We start from the raw sequence: 23,108 nt of genomic DNA, 5'->3' as shown, positions 1-23,108 counted from the left end.
AGCTAAAGCATAATCTTGAACTGATGAATAATCGGCCACGAAAGTGCCTTGGCTATAAGACACCAAATGAAGTTATGAACGAAATAGACTCACATACATCGTGTTGCACTTAATTTGACAATTCATCTATGAAAAAAAACAAGGCCATTGGCCTTGTCAGGAAAGGATCTGGATTTGATCGGCAATCTCATTTTGCACTCGTTCGTAAGCAAATTCCGTAAATGCTAATGGATGCACGAGTTCTTTGGCTTTATAAGCATCCCACAATGGACGAATCTCATCATAGAAGGCTTGGTCAAAATGCGTATCAATTTGTCCTTGATCATCTACCTTTAATAAATCATGATAATTGACATCCGCTAGACTAATTTGCTCCTGCGCATGTGCCAATAAGAAACGTACGATATTTTCTGGTGTACGCAAAAAGACATAAGGCTTATCATAACGACCATCTTTAAATACAAAACCTTGAATACAATTTGAACGTTTAATTTTTGCCATAAATAATGCTCCTTTCTTTTTTAGATACGTGGCAAAGGTAGATTGTGTTCAATTTTTTTATACAAGATGAATGTTAAAAAAAATAAAAACTTGCACCAAATCGATGCAAGTTTTTGTCTTAGTCATGTAAATTGTATTTTGCACGTAATTCCGCTTTACGCTCTTCCCACAACTTATCGGCTACAGGACCCCAGTTCTTTGCGTATTCAACGGTTTTTGAACGTAAATGATCCACTGGTTCTGGTTCTTCAGGGTCCGTTGAATGGGCACCTGATTTTTTGACCATTTCAGGTAGAGCATCTGGGTTTTCAAGCATTGGGCAAGGTTTCAATTGATTTTCATTGAAAGGTTGTCCATCATGATAAGCCATGAACATTGGGCTACGTAAACAATCCAACAAAGATTTTTCACGAATGTTGGAATCGCTATAATGGATAAATACACAAGGATCGACATCACCACGTGCATTGATGTGTAAGTAACGACGGCCACCAGCAATACATCCACCAACATATTCACCATCATTTTGGAAATCCAATAAGAACAATGGTTTGGTTGCACGCGCTTTACGAATACGACGCATAACTTCTGTACGTTGTTCTGGATTTGGCATCAATTCAGGCGATGAAGCCATACCGGTTGGCATGAAATGGAAATACCATGTGAAGTAAGCACCTAGATCGATCATCTTTTGGAAGTATTCATCACTTGTGATGGCATCCCAGTTTTGGCTGGTATAGCAGCAACTGAATCCAAATGGCAAACGACGTTCACGCAACAATTGCGTAGCGCGCATAACGGATTGGTAGACACCTTTGCCACGACGAGCATCTGTTGTTTCTTCATTTCCTTCCAAAGAAATAGCTGGAATGAAATTCTTTACACGAAGCATTTCATCCGCAAAGGCTTCATCGATCAAAGTGGAGTTCGTGAAACTCAAGAAGATACAATCATCATGTTTTTCACACAATTTGATCAAATCTTTTTTACGAACCAATGGTTCTCCACCTGTATAGATATACATGTAGACACCCATTTCTTTTCCTTGACGGATGATGTCATCGATTTCATCATAGGAAAGATTCAATTTGTTTCCATATTCGGCAGCCCAGCAGCCAATGCAATGTAGGTTACAAGCACTGGTTGGATCAAGCAAAATAGCCCAAGGAATATTACATTGATATTTTTCACGATATTCATCTTGCTTCTTCCATCCTTCCAAAGCAGAATTGATGAAGAAGTTGACACCTACTTTTTTGATCATTTCAGGATCTAATGTTAATAAACGATCATAAATAAATGAATAATATGGATTGGAAGGGTCTTCAATGATTTTACGGATTCCTACACGTTCACGTTCGAATCCTCCACCAGAAAATTTATCAGCCCAATCCAATAATTTTGGAAAGTTTTTTTTGGGATCTTTGATCGCATAGTCGATGGCTTTGCCAAGTCCTAAGCGTTTAATGTTTGCACTGACATCCATAATACTTTTCCTCCTTATAGTCTCATGGCCTTTAGTTTAATGGTTCCAAAATAAATATGCAAGGGACCAAAGGCCTTAGATAGGCGAAATTTAAGCATTTCATAAAAAATGACCAATAAAATTTTCTATAGTATAATAAAGACAATGAACTCTAGGGGGAATCAGGATGTTAGCCCAACAAAGACAAGAAGCCATCGTGGAAGAGGTCAATGAAAAAGGCTCCGTTTTGGTCAAAGAATTAGCCATCAAATACGATGTGACCCAAGACAGTATTCGTAAGGATCTGAGTATTTTACAGAAACAAGGCTTGTTAAAAAAGACATATGGAGGAGCGGTTCGCATTCGTAAAAAAATTGCCGCCCAGGATCTTGTGGCATCGAAACGAATCAGTCAAAATCGACAAGCCAAACAAGCCATTGCTCAAAGAGCCTATGCATTGATCGAACCCAATGATTTGATTTTTTTAGATCTTTCTACTTCGAATTTAGAATTAGCACGATTATTGGTGGAAAATGATAAAGGTGCAACCATCGTGACCAATATGCTCGATATTGCGAATCTTTATGCGACAACGACCAATCGCCATTTCATATTGCTGGGTGGCTATTTGAACCAACAAGGCGATTCCTTCGCCGGTGCCTTAGCCATTGCTCAATTGAGTCCCTATCAATTTGATAAAGCATTCATTGGTATCGAAGGCGTGGACATTGAATCGGGCAAGATCTTTAATTACAGTGTGGAAGATGCCCTGACCAAACAGGCAGTATTGAAACAAACCAAATCCACCTATATGATGTTGGAAACACGGAAATTTGAAATGGAAGGCAATTATGCCTTTGCCCATATATCAGACTTTACGGGTGTGATCATGGAAACAAAACCAGAAGATAAATATTTAAAGGCATTAGAAAGTTTAGAGGTAATTGATGAATGAATAAAAAATATTTCTTTTTTGATATTGATGGCACCTTAACGGATCGATCCACAGGTAAGATCGTTCCTTCGGCTCAACAAGCTCTGAACGAACTTCAAGATAACGGTCATTTTGTCGCCATTGCCACGGGTCGTGCTCACTATAAAGCCGTTCCTTTTATGAAGGAAGTGGGCTTACACAATATGGTTTGTTGCGGAGGCGGCGGCCTTGTCATTGATGATCAATTGATCAAAAATGAACCATTGGATCTAGCCAAGGCCAAAGCCATCTTAAAAGAAGCAACCAATCTTGGGTATGGGGCGCTTTTGATGTTGGATGATTCGGTGAAAGTCTATGCGAAAGATGATAAATTCAGAGAACAATGTGGTCCGCGCAAAGAACCAACAGAATACATCATTGATCCCCATTTAGATTATGAATCTCTACCTATAATATATAAGATGTATTTTTCTATTCCCAAGGAAGAGGAATATCGATTAAAACGAAAAGATACATTGGGCAATTTGCGGTTTCAACCCGAATATTTGATGTATCAATACGATGCCAAACGACAAGGCATTCTCGATATGATGGATGCACTGCATGCCAATCCCAAAGATGTGGTTGTATTTGGTGATGATCATAATGATCTGGTCATGTTTGATCCACAATGGACATCGATTGCGATGGGCAATGCCACCGATGAATTAAAAGAGCACGCCAATTATGTGACCGATGCCAATGTGGACGATGGCATCTATCATGCATGTCAAAAAATGGGTTGGATCGAATGAAACCATGGAAAAACAAATAGGCATCGAAAACTGGAAATTAATGGATTATGCATATTGTCCACAAATTGTTCAAGAACTGATTGAACAAGGAATCCATATCCAAGATACACACAATGCTTTGATGATTCGTCTGCAACCGCTTTTTGAATGGAAGCAAGTATTAAAATTAATGAATATCATTGATGATCATAAAGAAGAAATCAAAGCCGTGCATGGCATCGATGGCAATAGTGTTTATCTTTTATTGAACTATGGCTTATCTCGCACCATTATTCGTGATTATATTTTTGGCAAGGTCCATCTCGAAGATCTTTTATTCATGAATTGTGAACAAATCATGAAGACGTTGGATCTTTCTGTATACACCGCATCAAAAATTATGGAAGCTTGTCGATTTGCGATGCACATGTTGGTCGAAGACACCGATTTGCGCAAACAAGAAACGCTGCGCAAAGATGTATGTGATTTCTTTCGTGGTACAAACACTATCTTTCCAATCGAAGAAATCATGGAAACGATGTTATGGCGATCGGATGAAGAGCTTTTAAAAGCTATTTTGGACGCTTTGGAAGATGAAGATTTATTGATCCATGATGAACGTGGCTATAAGAATAAAAAGATCTTTGTGCATAAGAGTTTAAGTGAAGTATTGGATGCCATTCCTGATATTACAGCGCGAACGATCGTCGTGGAACATCTATATGGCAAAACCATGGAATCCATTGGTTTACGTTTATCACCACCGATTTCTCGCTCTCGGGTGGGGCAGATCTTTCATCAAGAAATCGATCATTTTCCCGTTGTCAAAGAAGATGCCTATCGGGATTTATTGCTGCACTATGATATGGATAAAGAAACCTTTTATGCCCTGACCGATGCTTTAGAACCCACCTATGGATATCTGCAAGAACGATATCGACCCGATCTGGAAGGTGAAAAAATCCCATTAAATGGCAATATTCTGCGTTGTGATGTGGCCAAAGAATGGGTCGTTAATACCAAGAAATTAAAACAATATCTATCTGCACATTATTTACATGTATATGATCAATGGGTCGACAAAGAAGATCGCAATGGTTTTTTACAAGCGGTGTGTCATTCTTTTGATGGCTATTTCCAAAAAGCTGAAATTGAAAAACGCTATAAAAAAGTCTTACTAGCCGTATGTCCGGAAAAACAAGAAGAGTGGGCACTCCATGATTTTCGTTTGAATGCCGTTCTAAAACAGGGATATCTGGTTCATTCTGCCAAAAAGGGATCACGTTATCGTATCGTGAGTCGCAAATTAGTGCAAGCCATTATTCGTGATACTCAATTGACACAATATCAAGATACCGTTGTATCCACGAAAAAAATTTTTGAAGATCATCGCGAAGTCATGGAAATGTATGATATCCGCGACCAGTATGAGTTGCATTCGTTATTACGCACTGGCAAAGAACGCTATCAAATCGATGTGAACGAAATGGAATTTAGCCGAATGCCGATGTTGGTATTTGGTAAGGGCAATGAAAATGCGATTGTCAAACAGGAAATGCAAGCGTGTGCACCCATTGATGTGGATGTGTTTGCCCGGCGTATGGCGAATAAATACGGCTATGATATAGGATCCTTTCAATCCTATTTGCGACGGAATTTTAATGTCTATATCGAAGAAAATCGCATTGATATCGTGGATGAGACCATCTTACACTCCCAAGATTTTCAAACGATGAAAAAGCTATTGACCAAAGATTTCTATTTTGTGGAAGACTATCAAAAGACCATTGAAGAAAAGCATCTCAATTCGCAATTGATGGATGCTTATGTGATTCGGCGGTTGGGATATAAATTATATGCAGGTTATGTATTGAAAGAACCTTATACACCGGGTCGATATTTTGAACAATGGATCCAAGAACATGCCCAAGACATTCAACCAAGACATAAGGATATCATGACTTTTCAATCGGCATTGGAACGATTGGAAAAACGATTGGATGTATTCGAATGGACACCCGGTCATTATATTACGTTGAAACAACTCCAAATGTCCAAAAAAGACCTAAAACAATACATGGAACAAATTAAAAATGGCGTTGAGAACGGACAATATTTTACGCAACGATCTTTAAAACAATTACAGATCGTTTCGCAACAAGTGGCGAACTCTTTTTATCGATCCATCTTCAAATCCGAAGCCAGCATTCAAATGATGGCCGTTCTGGATGACTGTGTCTTTGTGAAAAATGCACAACCCCATATGCGTGATTTCTTTTTACAATTGATGCATGAACAACCAGGATTGACAGTCAATAGTTGCATTACCTATCTCTATCAGTGGTATGGTATACGTGTGGATCGAAGATATATGCTTGAACATATCATCGATGCGGGTCTATTCTATAGTTTAGATACAGACCGCATGTACGAATCACGGCCACAAGCTATCTTTACACAGGAGCGATTATTCGAATGAAAGAAGAATTTACCATCGATCGTGTGAAACGATTAAAAAAAGATAAAGACTATTATAATTTATTTCGTTATTGTCAATATCATGCGAAAGGCAGTAATTTGGATGCCATTTACGAATTAGGAAACTGTTATCGCCATGGTTGGGGATGTGATCAAAGCGAATTGCATGCACATTTGATTTATACCGAATTGACCCGATTGGGCTATGTCCCGGCGATGAGCGCCATGGCATGGGATTACTACGAAGGAAAAGGCGTCAATCAAAGTTATCGACGAGCGTTCCGCTTTTTTAAAGAAGCGTGTCAATATAATGATTTGGATGCCATGTTCAATATTGCTCTGATGTATTTTAATGGTACTGGTATTGAAAAGGATGCAACATTAGCCGTTCGATATTTTGAAAAAGCAGCGGTATTGGGACATGTTCGATCTCAATTTAATTTGGGTATTTGTTATCACAAAGGCTGGGGCGTTTCTCAAGATTTGGTTAAATCACATTATTGGTTGTCTCAAGCTGCCAATCAGGGGTATCATAAAGCTGGTGAATATTTAGGCCAATTACCATCGTATTATGTACTCGAAGATCTAGAACGGGTCAGCGAACAATTGGAATCCATCGAACAAGAAATCGATGGTCCTGTGAACGTTGATAAGATCCTTCGTAAAATACGACGTACACTTGATCAAATTGAGGAGGAAACACAAAATGAACATGAGTAACGCAAAAGGACATTTGATCGTATCTTGTCAAGCTCTACCAGATGAACCTTTACATTCTAGTTTCATCATGGGACGCATGGCTTTGGCAGCTTATCAAGGTGGTGCCAAAGGAATTCGTGCCAATACCGTGGAAGATATCAAAGAAATCCAAAAGATTGTCGACTTACCGATCATTGGTATCATTAAACATCCATATGGAGATAATCCCGTGTTTATCACGCCAACCATGAAGGAAGTGGATGCTTTGATGGAAGTAAAGCCAGCCGTTATCGCTTTGGATGCTACTTGTCGACCTCGTCCGGATGGAAAAACATTGGATGAAATGGTACAAGAAATCCGTGCCAAATATCCAGATCAAAAGATCATGGCGGATTGTTCCACTTTGGATGAAATGAAACATGCCGATGCATTAGGATTTGACTTTGTCGGAACGACCTTGGTTGGGTATACGGAAGAAAGTAAGGGCGATCATATCGAAACGAATGATTTTGAATTGATTCGTAATTTCATTGCCCAAAGTGATCGACCTGTCATTGCTGAAGGCAATATCGATACCCCAGAAAAAGCACGAAGAGTCCTTGATCTAGGATGTTACAGTGTGGTTGTGGGTTCTATCATTACCCGTCCACAATTGATCACAAAACGATTTGTGAAAGCCGTTGACGGCGAATAAGTCATGCATACGCATGGCTTTTTTTACGTCTTAGCTTTTAAATTTGACCACTTACTGATAAATGAAAGACAGGATCGATCAAATTCTATATAGTGTAAGTGAAGAAAGGGGAACGGGCCATGAAAGCAGAAATTAAAATTGAAAATTGTCCAGAACCTTATGCAATCATCCATACGCCCGAAGTTAATGAACAGGTCCAACGTGTCTTATCCTATATGCGGCAGGATACACATACCTTGATTGGTCAAAAAGACGATCGACAATATGTGTTATCGATCCATGAGATCTTGTTTGCACAAGTCAAAGAGGAAAAAACCTATGTCTACACCATGGATCAAATGTATCGAGTCAAACACCGATTGTATGAAATCAAACAGATGGTCGGCCATGATTTTGTACAAATATCCAAATCATCGATCGTGCGAATCGATGCTTGTGAAAGTGTGGAAATTGATTTTGGCGGGGCGTTGGTCTTGCATATCAAGAACGGACTGAAAACCTATGTATCACGACATTATTTGAAAAATTTTAAGAAACAAATTGGATTGTAGGAGGTCAATATGAAACAAGTCATGAAATCCAGTTGGATTGGTGTAAGTACAGCCACTCTCATTTTTATCATCATTGGCATCGTATTTGATCAAACAAACCAGGGAATCTTGCCGTTGGAAAACTATCAATACACAAAAATGGCAGTGGGATCCATTATTGTTGGATTAGGCTTTGGCTTACCAAGCATGATCTATGAAAAAGAAGAAATTCCGTATGCCATGCAAGTGCTCTTTCATTTGGGCATTGGCTGCGCGATCCTTTTGATTACCGGATATCTGGTGGGATGGTTTACCGATTTTGTGAGCATATTTGTAGAAATGGGCATTTCCATCTTCATTTGGATTGGATTTGATCGTCATTATCGAAAAGAAGCCAAAAAAATTAATCAACAATTAAAAAAGTAGGGTGCACGTATCCTACTTTTTTCCAAATACATAACCCGTCATGGCCATGGAGCCTAGGTTACAAACATTATTAAATACTGTTACTGGATCGTTTCCAGCAGCGCCTAAACAATACAACAAAGGTAAGAAGTGATCGGGTGTTGGTACGGCATAGACCGCATCAGGAAGAGTATCATAATGAATGATTGATGCATGATCGTGGGATTCAACCGCATGAGTGATGGCATCATTGAATCGATGGGTCATTTCTGTACCATCGGGATTGTCCCATTCTACCCGACCAAGATTATGAACGACGTTTCCACTGCCAAAGATCAAATAGCCCTGATCACGTAAAGGTTCTAATTTTTGACCGAGTGCATAGCTTTGTTGCGGATCTAGATGACGATTTACCGATAACTGAACCACGGGAATATCGGCTTTGGGAAACATATGAACCAAGACCGACCACGTGCCATGGTCAATGCCCCATGTATCATCGATCGTAACCTCCGTTCCAAGTAAAGAACGTACGGATTCAGTCAACGGCGCAGAACCAGAAACGGGATATTGTAGTTCATACAATTCTTTGGGAAAACCATACATATCATAAATTTGTTTTGGATGTGCCACACTTTGAATCGATGTATGATCGGTATACCAATGGGCGGAGATGGCTAAGATAGCTTTGGGCTTTTCAATCGAATCGCCAATGGCATTCATCGTTTGGGTAATTTCATTGTTTTCGATGGCAACCATCGGACTTCCATGTCCAGAAAATATAACAGGCATTTTCATAAAGGGTCCTCCTAGTATAAAAAATATACTTGATAAAAAGATTATACTTATTTACACTATAAGCAACAAGTAGGATTTTTTACGCAACTTAGTATCTTTTTATGAACTATTGGAGAACAAATGAAAAAAGAAACATGTCAAACTGCAGGCGAATTTGGAAAATGTCCCTTTGTGACTGCACAACAACTATTAAAAGGGAAATGGGTCATCTTGATCATGCACGAATTGAATGAAGGACCCAAACGATTTGGCGAATTAAGAAGGAGCATTGATATCACCCAAGCGACTCTATCCAGTCAATTGAAAAAGATGGAAGAAGAAGGCCTGATCCTTCGAACCATTTATCCGGAAGTCCCACCACGAGTGGAATATACATTGACTGATATTGGCAAAGAATTTCATATTGTCTTGGCGAGTATTGAACAATGGGGCAATGCCTATATTGAATATTTGAAGAAAAAGGCTTGACTTAAAGTATCCTTTAAGTCATAAGATACGTTCCAGGAGGTATCTTATGTACGAACTTTTACAAACAATTTCAGGTCCAGAAGATGTAAAAAAACTATCGATAGATCAATTGCATACATTATCTACGGAAATGCGCGAGGCTTTATTTAACCGTCTTACCAAAATAGGAGGTCATTTTGGCCCGAATTTTGGGATGGTTGAAGCAGAAATTGCCATGCACTATGTGTTTGATTCTCCCAAAGACAAGTTTGTCTTTGATGTGTCGCACCAAGCCTATCCTCACAAGATGTTGACGGGCCGTTGGCAAGGCTATGTCGATGATGCTCATTTTGTGGAAGATTCAGGTTATACCAATCCCAATGAAAGTGAACATGATTTCTTTAATGTGGGGCATACATCGACTTCGATCACTTTAGCACTGGGATTGGCAAAGGCACGCGATTTGAAAGGAACAGAAGAAAATATCGTTGCCGTCATTGGTGACGGTTCTTTGAGTGGTGGACAAGCCATGGCTGGTTTGAATGTGGCTGGTGAAATGCATTCCAACTTTATTATTCTTGTGAATGATAACGAAATGGCAATTGCAGAAACGCATGGTGGTCTCTACAAGAGCTTGCAGGATCTTCGCATATCAAAGGGAACTAGCCCTAACAATATCTTTAAAACATTGGGTTTGGATTATATCTATGAAGAGAATGGCAATGATGTCGAATCAATGATCGCAGTATTAACGAAAGTAAAGGACATCGATCATCCAATTGTGGTTCACATCCATACGCAAAAAGGTAAAGGATATGCGTTTGCCGAACAAAACAAAGAAGCTTGGCATTGGTGTATGCCATTTGATCGAAAAACGGGGTTGCCTACTGTTGATTTTGGTCCAGAAGAAAATTATTTAACTTTAACACAAAACTATATTTTGGATAAAGCGAAAATGGATCCCGAATTTATTGTGATCACGCCGGCCATGCCGGGTGCCATTGGATTACAACCTGAACAAAGGGCACAATTAAAAGATCAATATCTAGATACAGGCATTAGTGAAGAAGCAGCTGTTTCCATTGCTTCAGGTGTTGCTCGTAATGGCGGCAAACCATTGGTCATCACGAATATGACATTTCTTCAAAGAGCGTATGATCAAATTTCCCAAGATATTTGTATCAACAACAGTCCAGTGACCATGGTCATGAATTTCTCTTCATTTGATGGTTTGACGGATGTGACGCATTTAGGTATTTTTGGTTTATCCACTTTTATTAATATTCCCAATTTGGTCGTATTGGCGCCAACTTGTCAAGAAGAATACCAAACGATGTTAGATTGGTCGGTGAATCAAACGGAAGATCCTATCTTGATCTTGATTCCGGGAAATGGGCTAACGCATCGTGCAGTAGATACAAACTATGTTGATCTAAAGTATCGTATCGAACAACAAGGTGAAAAAATAGCTATCCTCGCGTTGGGTGATTTTTATCAAAAAGGTCAAGAATTAGCTCAAGCAATCGAAAATGAATTTGGTTTTCAACCCACGTTGATCAATCCACGCATTGCTTCCAGTGTGGATGAAGATTTGTTGGAAAATCTTCAAATCAATCATGAGTTGATCATTACCTTAGAAGATGGGGTATTGGATGGCGGTTTTGGTGAAAAGATCAGTCGCTTCTATGGTGCCAAACCGATGAAAGTAAAAAACTATGGGCTCCAAAAAGTTTTCTATGATCGATATGATCCAGCAAAACTATTAGAAGAACTGGGTATGACAACTCCACAAATCATAGAAGAGATCAAACAAATGATATAAGAACTACCGATGGCATTTTGTCATCGGCATTCTTTATAAAAAAGACCTCCACCAAAGTGGAGGCATGTTAATGATTTCGTTTGGTAATAAACATAAGGCCCATTGTGGTAATCAAAAGACCAAAGAAAGAACCAAGAATATGTGTTTGTGTACTTGTTTGTACGGAGGTTGTTGCAACGGATTGAACCGTTTTTGTTTCTTTTTCGTCATTGATTTGTTCTGTTTTTGATGCTGGATCTTGGGTACTAGGGGTCGTACCTGGATCTGTACTTGGATCTGTACTTGGATCTGTACTAGGGTCTGTACTAGGGTCTGTACTTGGATCTGTACTTGGGTCTGTTCCTGGATCTTCTGTATATGGTTCAACCGATAGTGCCGTTGTAGCTGCAATCTTCTTTTGTTGGATCATGGCACCAACCATGTTTTGGAAACCTTTTCCATCGGAGGCTTTTGCACCAGCGGCAGGAATATACACACGGGCCTTACCATATACATAAGCTAAAGTAGAAGCCAATTCCATCGATGTATCTTTGGAAGGTTCTTCTTGGGATACTAAGACAAACGAGCCATTATTTGTGATCGAAGTAGTACCTGTTGTGGTTTCGATACCAGAAGGTAATGTTAAAGTGAAATCACCATAGTATGTATCAGGTACTTGTAATGTCAATATTCCGGTGTACCATTTGCCATCGGCTTTATTGTAGCGGAAGGTTGTATCACCGACAACTTTGATCTGATCTGAAGATGGTTCTTCACTTAATAGAGTGGCAGATGCATTCAATAATTTTACAGCTAATGGATAACGAGAAACATCCGAAATGTTGTTGTTGGTAATGCCATTATCATACATCAATTTCCATAGTGCATAAGCGGTGCTTGTATATGCCTGTTCTTCGGTAACGGCATAGTCGGTACCGAATTCTCTACTATAATATTCCAAAGGATTGTCTGAATATAACATATAGTAAATCGCATTGTAGAACGATGTATTGGTGATATCTGCATAGCTATGGCTCGAAGGGGTAGTGGAACCATAATACGATGCCATTTCTGTTGTAAACTGTACCAACTTTTGATAGTTTTCCGTTTTATTTTTGTAGTCATCATATGTAAATATGGTATCACCTAGTGTGTTATAGAAATCAGAACGAAGCCAATCCGGTGGACTCAGCAAGGTAGTGAATTCACTTTCAGACATGATCACGGGGTCCGAGACAACCTTGTATAGATTTAGACCATTGTATGGATAGCCCGCATATAATAAAGTCTGAATTTTCTGGATCAATGCTGGACTTAAATTGGTCGTATCGATATTGACATACGTATAAGTAGGTGTCTGATACGTTGGCGTATCATGGGGCCAATGGAGTGCATCATTCATGCAATAAAGAATAATATTTCCATTTTCAGCCGAATGGATTTGGGTAGCCTCGTTGTATTCGATCTTTATGGGGTCATTAGCCGATGTTGTGGTATTTTCTTCAGTAGTCGTTGTATCGGTTGTCTGAACATTGGCATTGGATGTATCTTCTGTTGTTGCTTCTACAGTTGTGTTTGTTGTTTCTGTAGCGACCGGTTCTGCTTCTTCCGCATGGATGGTAGAAGAAACCGTCAAAATAGAAAACAGCAGACCAAAGGCAACGCAGAAAATTAATAACGGAAAATAATGTCTTGATTGTGTTTTCATGGGTATTCTTCTCCTTTCTAGCAAAAATGTTGATAGGACAACAATATTGCATTCTTATTATAGCGTCTCACATTGCATCCTTCAAAGGATACGCTATAATAGTGGGATAGAATGAGGTGAAAAAATGCTTAAAAAAGAACAATTAGAAGCTCTTTTAACACGTGCCATGCATTCTTTAGCAGATTTTGCCGAAATCTTTGAAGAAGAAGGCACAAATGAAAATATTTCCATGACCAATGATGAAGTCGAACGTGTAAATCGCACCCAAAAAGCGGGTGTTGGGATTCGTTTGTATCAAGGTGTACAATCCGTATACGGGTATACAAACGATACAAGCATGGAATCACTCAATGAATTGGTGGATTCGTTGCGAGATGGTTTTGGCCGTAAAGAATCGGATGATAGGATTTCTTTGCATCCAGAAACCATTGAAAATAAACATATCGTAAAAATTGATCCCATCGATGCGAAATTAGCGGATAAAGTGGCATTGATCCAGCGAATGGATACCGCCGCAAAACAATATGATCCACGCGTATCAAAGACCCAAACCGGACTCTTATCTGTTCGTCAACATGTTCAAATTTCCAATAGTGAAGGAAAACTGGTACAAGATACGCGAACTCGATGTCGTTTGGTTTGTTCCGCGTATGCCAATGAAGCAGACAATATGCAGTCTGGTTTCTATGGACCCGGTGCCAGCAGTGGCCTGGAATATTTTGAAACCATCACACCGGAACAGATTGGAAAAGAAGCAGCACGAATCGCAATCGTGATGTTGGCAGCCAAAGATTGTCCATCCGGCCAAATGCCTGTCATTATTGATAATGGATTTGGCGGCGTGATTTTCCATGAAGCATGTGGCCATGCCTTGGAAGCCACCGCTGTATCCAAGAACCAAAGTGTTTTTGCGAATCAATTAGGCCAACAAATTGCCAGTACAAAAGTAACAGCTATTGATGATGGAACCATTCCGAATGGATGGGGTTCTGAAAACATTGATGATGAAGGAAATCCACAAACGCGTCGTGTCTTGATCAAAGATGGTATCTTACAATCGTATATGGTTGATCGTCTGAATGGCCGTCGCATGGGAATGGCATCCACTGGATCCGCTCGTCGTCAATCGTATAAATTTGAACCAACCAGTCGAATGTCCAATACGTACATTGCTCCTGGTACCGATTCTTTCGAATCCATGTTTGTCGGTATCAAAAAAGGTCTATATGCGAAAAAAATGGGTGGTGGATCGGTGAATCCACAAACCGGTGAATTTAATTTTGCGGTCAATGAAGGCTATTTGATTGAAGACGGCAAGATTACCGATCCGGTCAAAGGTGCTTCTTTGATTGGTACTGGTGCTGAAATCTTAATGAATATTGACAAAGTCAGCGATAATTTAGAACGTGGTCAAGGCATGTGTGGTTCCATCAGTGGTTCCATTCCTGTGGATGTTGGTCAACCAGCTATTCGCGTTTCCCGTATTACAGTAGGAGGTACGACCAGTGAATAAAGAACAATGGATCAAGCGTGCCTTACAAAAAGGCATCGAAGCTTTTGAAATCTATCAAAGTGTACAAACCGAAAAAAGCATCACTTGGTTTGATGGTCATATGGATACGATGACAACCAGTCATGTGCTGGGAACTTCCATTCGTGGTATCTATGAAGGAAATATGGCTTATATAGCCATGGAAGAGGTCAATGATGACCAAATGGATGCGGTATTGGATGAATTGATCGATCAAGCAAAGATCATCAGCACCAAAGATAAAGATGTTTTACGAAAACCAGAATCGTTTGATGTAGTAGAATCACCAAAAGACTGGGTTGCTCCATCTACCCAAGCCATCAGACAATGTTTGATGGCCTTGGAAAAAGAATTGCTTGCCTATGATCCTCGGGTGATCCAAGTAGCCTCTTTGGGATGGGAAGAAAGCGCATCCAGTCGAGAAATTACTAATTCGTATGGCATGCATGTGGCCGATCAATCGCAAGTTCAATATTTAGTTGCCAGCGTTGTTGTACGTGAAAAGGATGTCGTTAAAGATGATTATGAAATTGCGATCATTGAGAATTTAGATCAGTTTGATCATGAAAAATTCGTTAAAAAGTTGTGTGATAAAGCTTTATTTAAACTTCATACGACATCATTAAAGTCCGGCGAATACCCTGTGATCTTTTCTCAGGAAGCCATGACCGCTTTATTTGGATCTTTTATTGATCTCTTTAATGGTGATTTGATCTATAAAGGCATTTCACCCATCAAAGATCAATTAAATGAGCGTATCTTTTCCAATAAGATCACGATCATTGATGACCCGCAAAATACGGATTGTCTGACCATTGCGAACTTTGATGATGAAGGTTGCCCAACCCAAGCCAAAGTTCTTGTCAATGATGGTATTTTTGCCAATATGTTGCATGATACAAAAAGCGGCAATCGCATGGGAATGGAATCCACCGGAAATGGTTTTAAATCTGGATATGCCAGTGCCATTAGCGTTCAACCCATGAATTGTTATATTGAGCCTGGCCAATATACATTGGATGAATTGTGCGAAGAAATGAAAGATGGCGTAGTGATCACCGATTTGCAAGGATTACATGCAGGATTGGATTTTGTGAGTGGGAATTTTTCGCTACAAGCCAGCGGCTATACGGTAAAAGACGGGAAAAAAGAGCATGCGCTTGCCTTGATCACGGTTGCAGACAATTTCTTAGAATTAATGAATAAAGTCGTCGAAGTAGGCAATGATCTCGATTGGCAATTTCATCAAATTGCCAGCCCAAGTATTCGCTTTACAAAATGTGCCATCAGTGGCCAATAAGGAGGTTCTTATGCAACAATTTCGTAATACAGCTATGAAACAAGCCATCCAAGCATTGCGTCAAGACGAGAATCCAATCACGATCCAACATATGAGAGATTGCTTGGTGGTTGGTCAATTGTTAGTGCCAGCCCAATGGGATAAAGATCCAATCAGAGATAATAAGGGACAAATGGTTTTCTCACCTGACACCAAATTTCAATTGATGGTCATTGCCGATGATGAAGGCAAGTATTACTTTCCTATGTTTACCAGCATGGAAGAACTGCGCAAATGGGACAAAGAAGAAGAAGTGCAATCTTTGGTCATGACTTTTGATCAATATTTGCCATTTGTGAAAGTAGCACAAAATGATATCCAAGGTATCGTGATTGATCCGTATAGTGAAGATGTGCCTTTGACGTGCCAATACATCTTGGACATCAGTGAACAAAAAGATAATGAATTCCAAGCCAGAGACATTCGAGCAGATGATGAATTTGATCTAAGAGATCCTGTTGCGAATGTGGAAGCCATGATCAGTCAACTTCAATATTTAGGAAATCGCTATTCAGAAATCAAAGCCATTTACTTTAAAGAACGCCTGGTCAAAGGGAAACCATCCCATTGGTTTGTGATGGTGGATATGGATCCAGAAAATCCCGAAATATTCCGAAGCATGGGAACGACTTGTGCCCCTGTTGCGAAAGGAAAGGGCATTGAATTTATGTTTGCTTCAACCCCACAAGGAGAAAAGATTGCCCAAGAAAATCAACCGATTTATCAAGAAAAGACAAATTAACGTTCTGGCATATTCTTTGTATGGAATATGCCTTTTCTAGTGGTACACTAGAAGAAAAGGGAGTACACAGTATGCAAGAGTATAATGAAAAACCACACTTAACTTTAACACCAGATCAGGATGAAATCGGTCAAGAAAGCACGATAAAGAAAAATCCCCCATTGGCTGAAGATATACAAATTGATGAGAGTCAATTTACCCAAGAAGAAAGGGAACAAATCCAAGAATTTGCCAAAAAAATTGATATTACGGATACGATGATCGTTCTACAGTATGGAATCAATGCCCAAAAGAAATTGGCAAATTTCTCAGATAAAGCCTTGGCTGAAGTACGCACCAAAGACTTAGGCGAAGTGGGGAATATGTTGAGCGATGTGGTTACACAATTGCGCGATTTTGATGTCAATGAAGAAAAGAAAGGTATTGCCGGCCTATTTAATAAAGGCAAAAATCGTGTGGAAAAATTAACGGTTCGTTATAATGCCGTTGAAACCAATGTGAATAAAGTCGCTTCGATGTTGGAAGATCATCAAGTTCGTTTGATGAAAGATACCAGCATGTTGGAACAAATGTTTCAAATGAATAATGCCTATTATAAAGAATTAAATATGTATATCATTGCCGGTAAACAACGATTGAATGAAACGTATCAAAAAGAATTGCCAGCCTTACGGGCCAAAGCGGAACAAACGCAAAATCCTGAAGACATGCAAGCAGCCCAAGATCTGGCTCAAGCCTGTGATCGGTTTGATAAGAAATTGCACGATTTACAGATGAGTCGTATGATTGCCATCCAAACCGCACCGCAATTGCGATTGCTTCAAAACAACAATTCTTTGATGATCGAAAAGATTCAATCGACACTTGTCAATACGATTCCATTATGGAAAAGTCAGATGGTCATTGCGTTGGGTCTTAATCATGCTACACAAGCGGCCAAAGCCCAACGTGAAGTAACCAATACAACCAATGAATTATTGCGACGAAATGCGAATGCTTTGCATACCGCAACGGTAGAAACAGCTAAAGAATCCAATCGCGATATTGTGGATATTGAAACGTTAAAACATACCAATGAACAATTGATCCAAACCTTAGATGATGTAATGCAGATACAAAAGGATGGTCGCCAAAAACGACAAGAAGCTGAACAGGAATTACGACAAATTGAATCGGAATTGAAACAAAAAGTATTAGAAGTAACTAAAAGTGAGTGAGCTAGGTATCTTACCTAGCTCGTTTAGTAAGAATACATGATTGTGAAACAAAAGAAATAAGACGAAAAATATTTGCTTTTATATATTGAAAACAGTTAGGAGATAGCATCTTTCACATGTTTTAATGTAGTGGCATCTGCTTCTTTTGAAGAATCTGTATATCCATTAAGATTTGTATTTTTAATGGCAGTTGTCAAATCTACACCTGTTTTTTCTTGTAACCATGTGTAGAATACAGCTAATCCTTTATCATACTCCGTATTAGCTTCATCTGCTTTTGCCTTCAATTCCGGATCATATGCTTTCAATGCAGCATCATAATCTGCTTTGGTCTTATTATAGGTATTCGTAGCCTCTGACAATTTTGTTTCCGCTTGATCCAAGGCTTCATATGCGTCCTTATGATTATTTTTATAGGCATTATATTTGTTCTCTGCATCCGTAACTGCTTTTTGTTTTTCTGTCAAAGTAACTTGAGCAGCATCCAAGTTAGATTGAGCATCTGATACAGCCTTATCCAAGGAATCTTGTTGAGCAGTGATCGATGCCAATTCTGATTGAGCTTGAGCTAAAGTCTGATTCAGTGTGGCAATTTGTGCATTGACGATATCACGAGCAGTAATTGCATCTTGTACCTTTTGATTGGCTTCTTCCAATGCATTTTTTGCATCTTCTAAAGATTGAACGGCTTCTTTATATTTTTCTCCTTGTTCTCCAGTTGTGATCAGATCATATGCATCTTGAGCTTCTTTTTGAGCAGCTTGTGCATCGGCCAAATTCTTCTCTAATTCACTTTGTTTCGATGTTAGCTCATCTAATTGAGCTTTTGCAGAAGCTTCATCCGATACAGCTTGGTTATAATCAGCCGTTTGTTTATCTTTTTCAGCTTGTTTAGCATCTAAATCTGCTTTGGCCGTATTGTATGCGTCTTGAGCAGCATCTGCATTTTTCTTAGCCGTATTGTAATCGTCTTCTGTGATATTTCCTGCATTAGATTTTGCGGTATCCAATGCTTTTTGATACGTATCTTGTGCCTTTGATAGATCTTGTTGCTTTTGGGTTAGTTCATCTTTTTGTTTTTGAAGATCATTCAATTTTTGCGTATTTTCATCCAATCCCTTTTGGTTTTCATCGATCGCTGCTTGCTCTTTTGACTCTTCGGTTGTGATGGTTGAGTCAATGGAAGCTTTAATTTCGTTAGCAGTAGTTTGTTTGTTGTTGTAATCTTTTTGTGCAGATGATTCGTTTTCTTTCGTTTGATTTAATTCCGATTGAGCATCCGCTAATTTCTCACTTGTTGTTTTTTGAACTTCTGTCGAATCCGAAGTTTCTGCAGTAGTTGTCGTAGTATCCATAGCATTTGTTGCCGGCTGAATATCTTCTGCATGAATTGTTGTACTAGCCAATGCGGTCATACCTGTAGCTACAAATCCTATAGCCAAACTCTTTTTTAAAGCTGAAGTTTTCATATACATTTCGCCTCTCTCTATATTTAGTCATCTTTATACGTTTAACTTCTATACTATAGGATAGTAGAATAATTAATAATTGTTAATAACTAATTTTACTTAAATATAAATTCAGCATTTTGAAACTGTAGAATCATAGAGATAGAGAGAAAGGATATTGGAGTATTATTTTATATGAAAAAGAGAACTATCGCTAAAATAGTTCTCCCTTAATGTTATGCATTCGCATGTTCTAGATCAACGGATTCAGAATCTTGTTTATCTTCTGGATTTTTCTGATTGTATGCGACTAAATCTAATTCGTTTTCCGTTTTTGCAACTAAGACGGTTGCTGTTGCGGCACCAACCACATTGGTTGCGGTACGAGCCATATCGGCAATACTGGAAATTGGTGTTAATAAGACGATAACTTCAACCGGTAATCCAGCAGCAATAAATACAGCTGTTGCGGTAATGGTGGCCGTTCCCGGTACACCAACAGTACCAATGGCTACAACTAACGTTAAGACAATTAAGAAGATGTATTGACCAACGCTGTAATGAATTCCTAATAGATTGATAGCAAAGATAGCAGATACAACAGGCCAAATACCAGCGCATCCTGGCATACCAAGATTGGCACCTAAACTAGCAACAAACGATGCAATATCTTCTTGTACACCTAATTTCTTTAAGGAATCTGTCGTGACAGGAATGGTACCAACCGAACTTTGGGATGTAAAAGCAACCAAACCAGCTGGGAAAATGCCTTTAAAGAAGGCAATTGGATTCAATTTGCCAATCGCTGTCAATAAAGATCCTTCGACTAAGAAAATCTGAATTGCACATAAAACATAAACGATAACAAGAACACTAAGCAAAGGTAATAAATCAGATAATGTATGAGAACTAATGACACGACCAATCAATGCCAATACAGCATATGGCGTATAATCAATCAAATAACTAACGACGGTACCTAAGATTTTATTGGTGGCATCCACAAATTGTTTAAAGATCTTGATATCGGTTTCGCCATATTTGATCAATGCGTTATAGGCAAGGGCAACAAAGATAGCAAAAAGCACGATGGGTACGATTTCTCCATTCACATAATGACTGGCTAAATTGGATGGAAATAAATTTGTGATCGTATCAATAAAAGATGGAACTTCTTCTGCTTTATAGTCTGTAGCTAGTTGATATTGGAATCCTTTTCCAATATGGAAGAAGACACTAAACAATAAAGCGAATGTACTCGCAATCAATGTATTCAATAGTAAGAAACCAACGGATTTTAAGCCAATCTTTTTCAAGTTAATCTTTTCCGTTAGATTAGTAATGCTGGAAATAATACTAAAGAATAGTAATGGAACAACGATGGCACTGATCAATCGTGTATAGATCGTTCCGAAAGCAGAATAGTAAGTATATTTATTCTTAAAGGCAAGACCAACGATCACGCCAAGACCAACGGCAAGGAAGGTTGCTTTGGTGAAGCTCCAATCTTTTTTCTTTCGTAAGTACCAAATAATCGCATAAAATACAATGACAAGGCCTAAAGCGGCTAATTCTAAAATATCTATATTCATGTTTCTCTCCTCCTGGTAAATATTTATATGGTTATGATTTGAACCAACACATTCGTTTATTTATCGTGCGACAACACATCGAAACCACCTCTTTCTTAAAACACACATATCTTATGTGATTACTATGATAAAGCGTGTACGTATGCTTTGTCAAATAATATATATAAAAACTATAGGAATAATATGAATAATTCATAACTCCAATCGATGAGGTTGCGAAAACAGAGAGGAAATTCTATTCTGAAACAGAATGAACTTAGAGAGAAGGAATAACATGACGATTCACTTTACTGAAGAAAAACGATTTACTCAAAATCAAGTCCAACAGTTATTTTTATCTGTTCATTGGATATCGGGTCAATATCCACAAAGACTATATAACGCATTGATGCATTCTTCTACGGTCATTACGGCATGGGATGATGAGCGTTTAGTTGGATTGGCACGGGTGTTGGATGATAGTTAAATGTTGGCGTATATACACTATGTATTGGTCGATCCGGCTTATAAGGGACAGGGAATTGCGGGGCATATGATCGAAAGGATCAAAGAAAAATACAAAGATTATTTGTATATCGAATGGATGCCCGAAGAATCAAAAAACGCTTCCTTTTATGAACGATTTGGCTTTGAAGTCATGGATGATGGCATAGCGATGCAACGTTGTAACTTCGCGAATAAACGATAAAAAAACCAGCTCTTTCGAGCTGGTCGAATGCCTATTCGATCGAAATGGTTTCATGATTTTCAATGGCTGCTTGTTTGTCAGGAACCGTAATTTGAAGTTCACCATTTTCGAAGTGGGCCTTAACATCTTCTTGTTTAACATTGTTGCCGACATAGAAGCTACGACTGTAACGTCCATAGTGGCGTTCCTGACGAATCAATTGACCATGATCATCTTTTTCATCATGATTCTGGTCGCGGCTTGCTGTGATATTTAATACTCCATCATTCAATTCAATTTGGATGTTGTCTTTGTTTACACCTGGCACTTCCATATTGAATTGGATATTGCCGTCTTTTTCTACGATATCTGTTTTCATGACATCGCCACCAGACCATTGCGTATCAAAGAAATCATCAAATAAACGATCAAATGTTGGATAGTACATCATAATATCACCTTCCTATTATTCAATAGAGATATACTGTTTCGTGTCTTCGATCTTTTTGGCTTCCGTTGGTAAAGTAATCGTTAATTCACCATTATCAAAGGAAGCTTTGATATCTTGTTGATGATAGTTGTCACCTACATAGAAACTTCTCGATTGTGTTCCGGAATACCGTTCTTTACGAACAATGCGACCTTGATCATCTTTATCATCAGTACTGCTTTGTTTTGTTGCTGTTACTTTCAAATAACCATCACTCAATGCAATTTGAATATCTTCTTTCTTGTAGCCGGGTACTTCCATGGATAATACATAGTTTCCATCTTTTTCTACAATATCAGTTTTCAATACACCGGCTTGGTTGGTAAAGCCACCATTAAAGAAATCGTCAAATACACGTCCGAATCCTGGATAATATGTCATGATCTATACCTCCTTATTCAATTGTGATCATTTTGTTGTTTGTTTCTGGCTCTTTAACTTCCTTTGGCAAGGTAATTTTTAATTCACCATTATCGAAAGAAGCTTTGATATCTTCTTGATGATATCCATCGCCAATATAGAAATTTCTTGAACAAGTACCTTCATACCGTTCTTTACGAACATAACGACTATTCGAATCATCGTGATCGATCTTTCGTGTTGCACTGACTTTCAAATAGCCATTGCTCAATTCAATTTGAATATCTTCTTTTTTTACACCGGGAATGGCCATGTTCAATTCATACATTCCATCTTTTTCATGAATGTCTGTTTTCAATAAACCAGTTGGTTCATCGGTAAAGAAGTCATCAAATAAATGATTCAATGGATAATATCTCATATATCTGCACCTCCAATTTCTTTCTACGAGTATAATAGCACAAAAATTAGCAGAGTCAATATAAAAGT

Annotated in this window: 24 protein-coding genes and 1 pseudogene; 16 read left to right on the top strand and 9 right to left on the bottom strand. The window is 38.7% G+C overall.

The genetic code is table 11. The annotated features are described in order from the left end of the window. Positions 1 to 113: pseudogene (locus tag MOZ64_RS11660) on the top strand (IS30 family transposase); the annotation flags it as partial. A gap of 43 nt (positions 114 to 156) precedes the next feature. Here the strand turns inward: MOZ64_RS11660 and MOZ64_RS10115 are convergent. Next, complete coding sequence (locus MOZ64_RS10115; protein ID WP_320326433.1) at positions 157 to 501, bottom strand: hypothetical protein; 345 nt, start codon at positions 499 to 501, stop codon at positions 157 to 159. Positions 502 to 619: 118 nt separating this feature from the next. After that, complete coding sequence (locus MOZ64_RS10110; protein ID WP_320326432.1) at positions 620 to 1,987, bottom strand: radical SAM/SPASM domain-containing protein; 1,368 nt, start codon at positions 1,985 to 1,987, stop codon at positions 620 to 622. Positions 1,988 to 2,153: 166 nt separating this feature from the next. Here MOZ64_RS10110 and MOZ64_RS10105 point away from each other — a divergent pair, with 166 nt between their 5' ends. From MOZ64_RS10105 to MOZ64_RS10075, 7 genes are all read left to right on the top strand, one after another. Further along, positions 2,154 to 2,921 carry a DeoR/GlpR family DNA-binding transcription regulator gene (locus tag MOZ64_RS10105; protein ID WP_320326431.1) on the top strand — a complete coding sequence of 256 codons (768 nt, stop codon included), beginning with the start codon at positions 2,154 to 2,156 and terminating at the stop codon, positions 2,919 to 2,921. Further along, a complete protein-coding gene (locus MOZ64_RS10100; RefSeq protein ID WP_320326430.1) occupies positions 2,918 to 3,694 on the top strand; it encodes an HAD hydrolase family protein in 777 nt (258 codons plus the stop codon). The genes MOZ64_RS10105 and MOZ64_RS10100 overlap by 4 nt, the downstream gene beginning before the upstream one ends. Continuing rightward, positions 3,663 to 6,152 (top strand): hypothetical protein, encoded by a 2,490-nt coding sequence (locus MOZ64_RS10095; RefSeq protein ID WP_320326429.1) that lies wholly within the window; start codon positions 3,663 to 3,665, stop codon positions 6,150 to 6,152. Before MOZ64_RS10100 ends, MOZ64_RS10095 begins: the two co-directional genes overlap by 32 nt. After that, a complete protein-coding gene (locus MOZ64_RS10090; RefSeq protein WP_320326428.1) occupies positions 6,149 to 6,871 on the top strand; it encodes a tetratricopeptide repeat protein in 723 nt (240 codons plus the stop codon). Before MOZ64_RS10095 ends, MOZ64_RS10090 begins: the two co-directional genes overlap by 4 nt. Then, positions 6,864 to 7,544, top strand: a complete 681-nt coding sequence (locus MOZ64_RS10085; protein ID WP_320326434.1) for an N-acetylmannosamine-6-phosphate 2-epimerase — start codon at positions 6,864 to 6,866, stop codon at positions 7,542 to 7,544. Before MOZ64_RS10090 ends, MOZ64_RS10085 begins: the two co-directional genes overlap by 8 nt. 119 nt (positions 7,545 to 7,663) lie before the next feature. Next, positions 7,664 to 8,095, top strand: coding sequence for a LytTR family DNA-binding domain-containing protein (locus MOZ64_RS10080; RefSeq protein ID WP_320326427.1), 432 nt, complete (start codon positions 7,664 to 7,666; stop codon positions 8,093 to 8,095). 9 nt (positions 8,096 to 8,104) lie between these two features. Further along, positions 8,105 to 8,500 (top strand): DUF3021 domain-containing protein, encoded by a 396-nt coding sequence (locus MOZ64_RS10075; RefSeq protein ID WP_320326426.1) that lies wholly within the window; start codon positions 8,105 to 8,107, stop codon positions 8,498 to 8,500. A 12-nt stretch (positions 8,501 to 8,512) separates the two neighbouring features. On the opposite strand, the gene ygiD is transcribed toward MOZ64_RS10075, so the two are convergent. Continuing rightward, positions 8,513 to 9,277 (bottom strand): 4,5-DOPA-extradiol-dioxygenase, encoded by a 765-nt coding sequence (gene ygiD, locus MOZ64_RS10070; protein WP_320326425.1) that lies wholly within the window; start codon positions 9,275 to 9,277, stop codon positions 8,513 to 8,515. Between the two features lie 120 nt (positions 9,278 to 9,397). Between ygiD and MOZ64_RS10065 the strand changes: the two genes are divergently transcribed. Together MOZ64_RS10065 and MOZ64_RS10060 are read left to right on the top strand one after the other, a co-directional pair. Next, positions 9,398 to 9,745, top strand: a complete 348-nt coding sequence (locus tag MOZ64_RS10065; protein ID WP_320326424.1) for a winged helix-turn-helix transcriptional regulator — start codon at positions 9,398 to 9,400, stop codon at positions 9,743 to 9,745. Between the two features lie 46 nt (positions 9,746 to 9,791). Continuing rightward, complete coding sequence (locus MOZ64_RS10060; protein WP_320326423.1) at positions 9,792 to 11,546, top strand: 1-deoxy-D-xylulose-5-phosphate synthase; 1,755 nt, start codon at positions 9,792 to 9,794, stop codon at positions 11,544 to 11,546. A 67-nt stretch (positions 11,547 to 11,613) separates the two neighbouring features. Here MOZ64_RS10060 and MOZ64_RS10055 read toward each other — a convergent pair whose 3' ends face one another. Continuing rightward, positions 11,614 to 13,233 carry a hypothetical protein gene (locus tag MOZ64_RS10055; RefSeq protein ID WP_320326422.1) on the bottom strand — a complete coding sequence of 540 codons (1,620 nt, stop codon included), beginning with the start codon at positions 13,231 to 13,233 and terminating at the stop codon, positions 11,614 to 11,616. Positions 13,234 to 13,357: 124 nt separating this feature from the next. Here MOZ64_RS10055 and MOZ64_RS10050 point away from each other — a divergent pair, with 124 nt between their 5' ends. The 4 genes from MOZ64_RS10050 (at position 13,358) to MOZ64_RS10035 (ending at position 18,062) form a co-directional block, all read left to right on the top strand. Continuing rightward, complete coding sequence (locus MOZ64_RS10050; RefSeq protein WP_320326421.1) at positions 13,358 to 14,746, top strand: TldD/PmbA family protein; 1,389 nt, start codon at positions 13,358 to 13,360, stop codon at positions 14,744 to 14,746. After that, positions 14,739 to 16,064 carry a TldD/PmbA family protein gene (locus MOZ64_RS10045; protein WP_320326420.1) on the top strand — a complete coding sequence of 442 codons (1,326 nt, stop codon included), beginning with the start codon at positions 14,739 to 14,741 and terminating at the stop codon, positions 16,062 to 16,064. Before MOZ64_RS10050 ends, MOZ64_RS10045 begins: the two co-directional genes overlap by 8 nt. Before the next feature lie 10 nt (positions 16,065 to 16,074). Next, positions 16,075 to 16,845 carry an enhanced serine sensitivity protein SseB C-terminal domain-containing protein gene (locus MOZ64_RS10040; RefSeq protein ID WP_320326419.1) on the top strand — a complete coding sequence of 257 codons (771 nt, stop codon included), beginning with the start codon at positions 16,075 to 16,077 and terminating at the stop codon, positions 16,843 to 16,845. A 71-nt stretch (positions 16,846 to 16,916) separates the two neighbouring features. Further along, complete coding sequence (locus MOZ64_RS10035; RefSeq protein WP_320326418.1) at positions 16,917 to 18,062, top strand: toxic anion resistance protein; 1,146 nt, start codon at positions 16,917 to 16,919, stop codon at positions 18,060 to 18,062. A 95-nt stretch (positions 18,063 to 18,157) separates the two neighbouring features. Here MOZ64_RS10035 and MOZ64_RS10030 read toward each other — a convergent pair whose 3' ends face one another. Both MOZ64_RS10030 and MOZ64_RS10025 read right to left on the bottom strand, forming a co-directional pair. Next, complete coding sequence (locus MOZ64_RS10030; RefSeq protein WP_320326417.1) at positions 18,158 to 19,531, bottom strand: coiled-coil domain-containing protein; 1,374 nt, start codon at positions 19,529 to 19,531, stop codon at positions 18,158 to 18,160. Between the two features lie 215 nt (positions 19,532 to 19,746). Next, a complete protein-coding gene (locus MOZ64_RS10025) occupies positions 19,747 to 21,102 on the bottom strand; it encodes a dicarboxylate/amino acid:cation symporter (RefSeq protein ID WP_320326416.1) in 1,356 nt (451 codons plus the stop codon). A gap of 274 nt (positions 21,103 to 21,376) precedes the next feature. On the opposite strand from MOZ64_RS10025, the gene MOZ64_RS10020 reads away from it, so the two are divergent. After that, the gene (locus tag MOZ64_RS10020) at positions 21,377 to 21,568 is read left to right on the top strand and encodes a hypothetical protein (RefSeq protein ID WP_320326415.1); all 192 of its coding nucleotides are present in this window, start codon (positions 21,377 to 21,379) and stop codon (positions 21,566 to 21,568) included. Then, the gene (locus tag MOZ64_RS10015; protein WP_320326414.1) at positions 21,569 to 21,790 is read left to right on the top strand and encodes a GNAT family N-acetyltransferase; all 222 of its coding nucleotides are present in this window, start codon (positions 21,569 to 21,571) and stop codon (positions 21,788 to 21,790) included. A gap of 31 nt (positions 21,791 to 21,821) precedes the next feature. Here MOZ64_RS10015 and MOZ64_RS10010 read toward each other — a convergent pair whose 3' ends face one another. The 3 genes from MOZ64_RS10010 to MOZ64_RS10000 are packed head-to-tail and all read right to left on the bottom strand — an operon-like array spanning position 21,822 to position 23,040. Then, positions 21,822 to 22,220, bottom strand: a complete 399-nt coding sequence (locus MOZ64_RS10010; RefSeq protein ID WP_320326413.1) for an Hsp20/alpha crystallin family protein — start codon at positions 22,218 to 22,220, stop codon at positions 21,822 to 21,824. Positions 22,221 to 22,235: 15 nt separating this feature from the next. Then, a complete protein-coding gene (locus MOZ64_RS10005; RefSeq protein WP_320326412.1) occupies positions 22,236 to 22,640 on the bottom strand; it encodes an Hsp20/alpha crystallin family protein in 405 nt (134 codons plus the stop codon). Between the two features lie 13 nt (positions 22,641 to 22,653). Continuing rightward, positions 22,654 to 23,040, bottom strand: a complete 387-nt coding sequence (locus MOZ64_RS10000; RefSeq protein ID WP_320326411.1) for an Hsp20/alpha crystallin family protein — start codon at positions 23,038 to 23,040, stop codon at positions 22,654 to 22,656. Positions 23,041 to 23,108 lie beyond the last annotated feature (68 nt).

The organism is Absicoccus intestinalis (genome assembly GCF_033971885.1).
Classification (GTDB): domain Bacteria; phylum Bacillota_I; class Bacilli_A; order Erysipelotrichales; family Erysipelotrichaceae; genus Absicoccus; species Absicoccus intestinalis.
This window is presented reverse-complemented; position numbering and strand designations above follow the sequence as displayed.

Excerpts from the sequence above, each read along its gene's own strand:
- MOZ64_RS10115 (WP_320326433.1), bottom strand. The coding sequence starts at position 501 with ATGGCAAAAATTAAACGTTCAAATTGTATTCAAGGTTTTGTATTTAAA.
- MOZ64_RS10110 (WP_320326432.1), bottom strand. The coding sequence starts at position 1,987 with ATGGATGTCAGTGCAAACATTAAACGCTTAGGACTTGGCAAAGCCATC.
- MOZ64_RS10105 (WP_320326431.1), top strand. The coding sequence starts at position 2,154 with ATGTTAGCCCAACAAAGACAAGAAGCCATCGTGGAAGAGGTCAATGAA.
- MOZ64_RS10100 (WP_320326430.1), top strand. The coding sequence starts at position 2,918 with ATGAATAAAAAATATTTCTTTTTTGATATTGATGGCACCTTAACGGAT.
- MOZ64_RS10095 (WP_320326429.1), top strand. The coding sequence starts at position 3,663 with ATGCATGTCAAAAAATGGGTTGGATCGAATGAAACCATGGAAAAACAA.
- MOZ64_RS10090 (WP_320326428.1), top strand. The coding sequence starts at position 6,149 with ATGAAAGAAGAATTTACCATCGATCGTGTGAAACGATTAAAAAAAGAT.
- MOZ64_RS10085 (WP_320326434.1), top strand. The coding sequence starts at position 6,864 with ATGAGTAACGCAAAAGGACATTTGATCGTATCTTGTCAAGCTCTACCA.
- MOZ64_RS10080 (WP_320326427.1), top strand. The coding sequence starts at position 7,664 with ATGAAAGCAGAAATTAAAATTGAAAATTGTCCAGAACCTTATGCAATC.
- MOZ64_RS10075 (WP_320326426.1), top strand. The coding sequence starts at position 8,105 with ATGAAACAAGTCATGAAATCCAGTTGGATTGGTGTAAGTACAGCCACT.
- ygiD (WP_320326425.1), bottom strand. The coding sequence starts at position 9,277 with ATGAAAATGCCTGTTATATTTTCTGGACATGGAAGTCCGATGGTTGCC.
- MOZ64_RS10065 (WP_320326424.1), top strand. The coding sequence starts at position 9,398 with ATGAAAAAAGAAACATGTCAAACTGCAGGCGAATTTGGAAAATGTCCC.
- MOZ64_RS10060 (WP_320326423.1), top strand. The coding sequence starts at position 9,792 with ATGTACGAACTTTTACAAACAATTTCAGGTCCAGAAGATGTAAAAAAA.
- MOZ64_RS10055 (WP_320326422.1), bottom strand. The coding sequence starts at position 13,233 with ATGAAAACACAATCAAGACATTATTTTCCGTTATTAATTTTCTGCGTT.
- MOZ64_RS10050 (WP_320326421.1), top strand. The coding sequence starts at position 13,358 with ATGCTTAAAAAAGAACAATTAGAAGCTCTTTTAACACGTGCCATGCAT.
- MOZ64_RS10040 (WP_320326419.1), top strand. The coding sequence starts at position 16,075 with ATGCAACAATTTCGTAATACAGCTATGAAACAAGCCATCCAAGCATTG.
- MOZ64_RS10035 (WP_320326418.1), top strand. The coding sequence starts at position 16,917 with ATGCAAGAGTATAATGAAAAACCACACTTAACTTTAACACCAGATCAG.
- MOZ64_RS10030 (WP_320326417.1), bottom strand. The coding sequence starts at position 19,531 with ATGAAAACTTCAGCTTTAAAAAAGAGTTTGGCTATAGGATTTGTAGCT.
- MOZ64_RS10025 (WP_320326416.1), bottom strand. The coding sequence starts at position 21,102 with ATGAATATAGATATTTTAGAATTAGCCGCTTTAGGCCTTGTCATTGTA.
- MOZ64_RS10020 (WP_320326415.1), top strand. The coding sequence starts at position 21,377 with ATGACGATTCACTTTACTGAAGAAAAACGATTTACTCAAAATCAAGTC.
- MOZ64_RS10015 (WP_320326414.1), top strand. The coding sequence starts at position 21,569 with ATGTTGGCGTATATACACTATGTATTGGTCGATCCGGCTTATAAGGGA.
- MOZ64_RS10010 (WP_320326413.1), bottom strand. The coding sequence starts at position 22,220 with ATGATGTACTATCCAACATTTGATCGTTTATTTGATGATTTCTTTGAT.
- MOZ64_RS10005 (WP_320326412.1), bottom strand. The coding sequence starts at position 22,640 with ATGACATATTATCCAGGATTCGGACGTGTATTTGACGATTTCTTTAAT.
- MOZ64_RS10000 (WP_320326411.1), bottom strand. The coding sequence starts at position 23,040 with ATGAGATATTATCCATTGAATCATTTATTTGATGACTTCTTTACCGAT.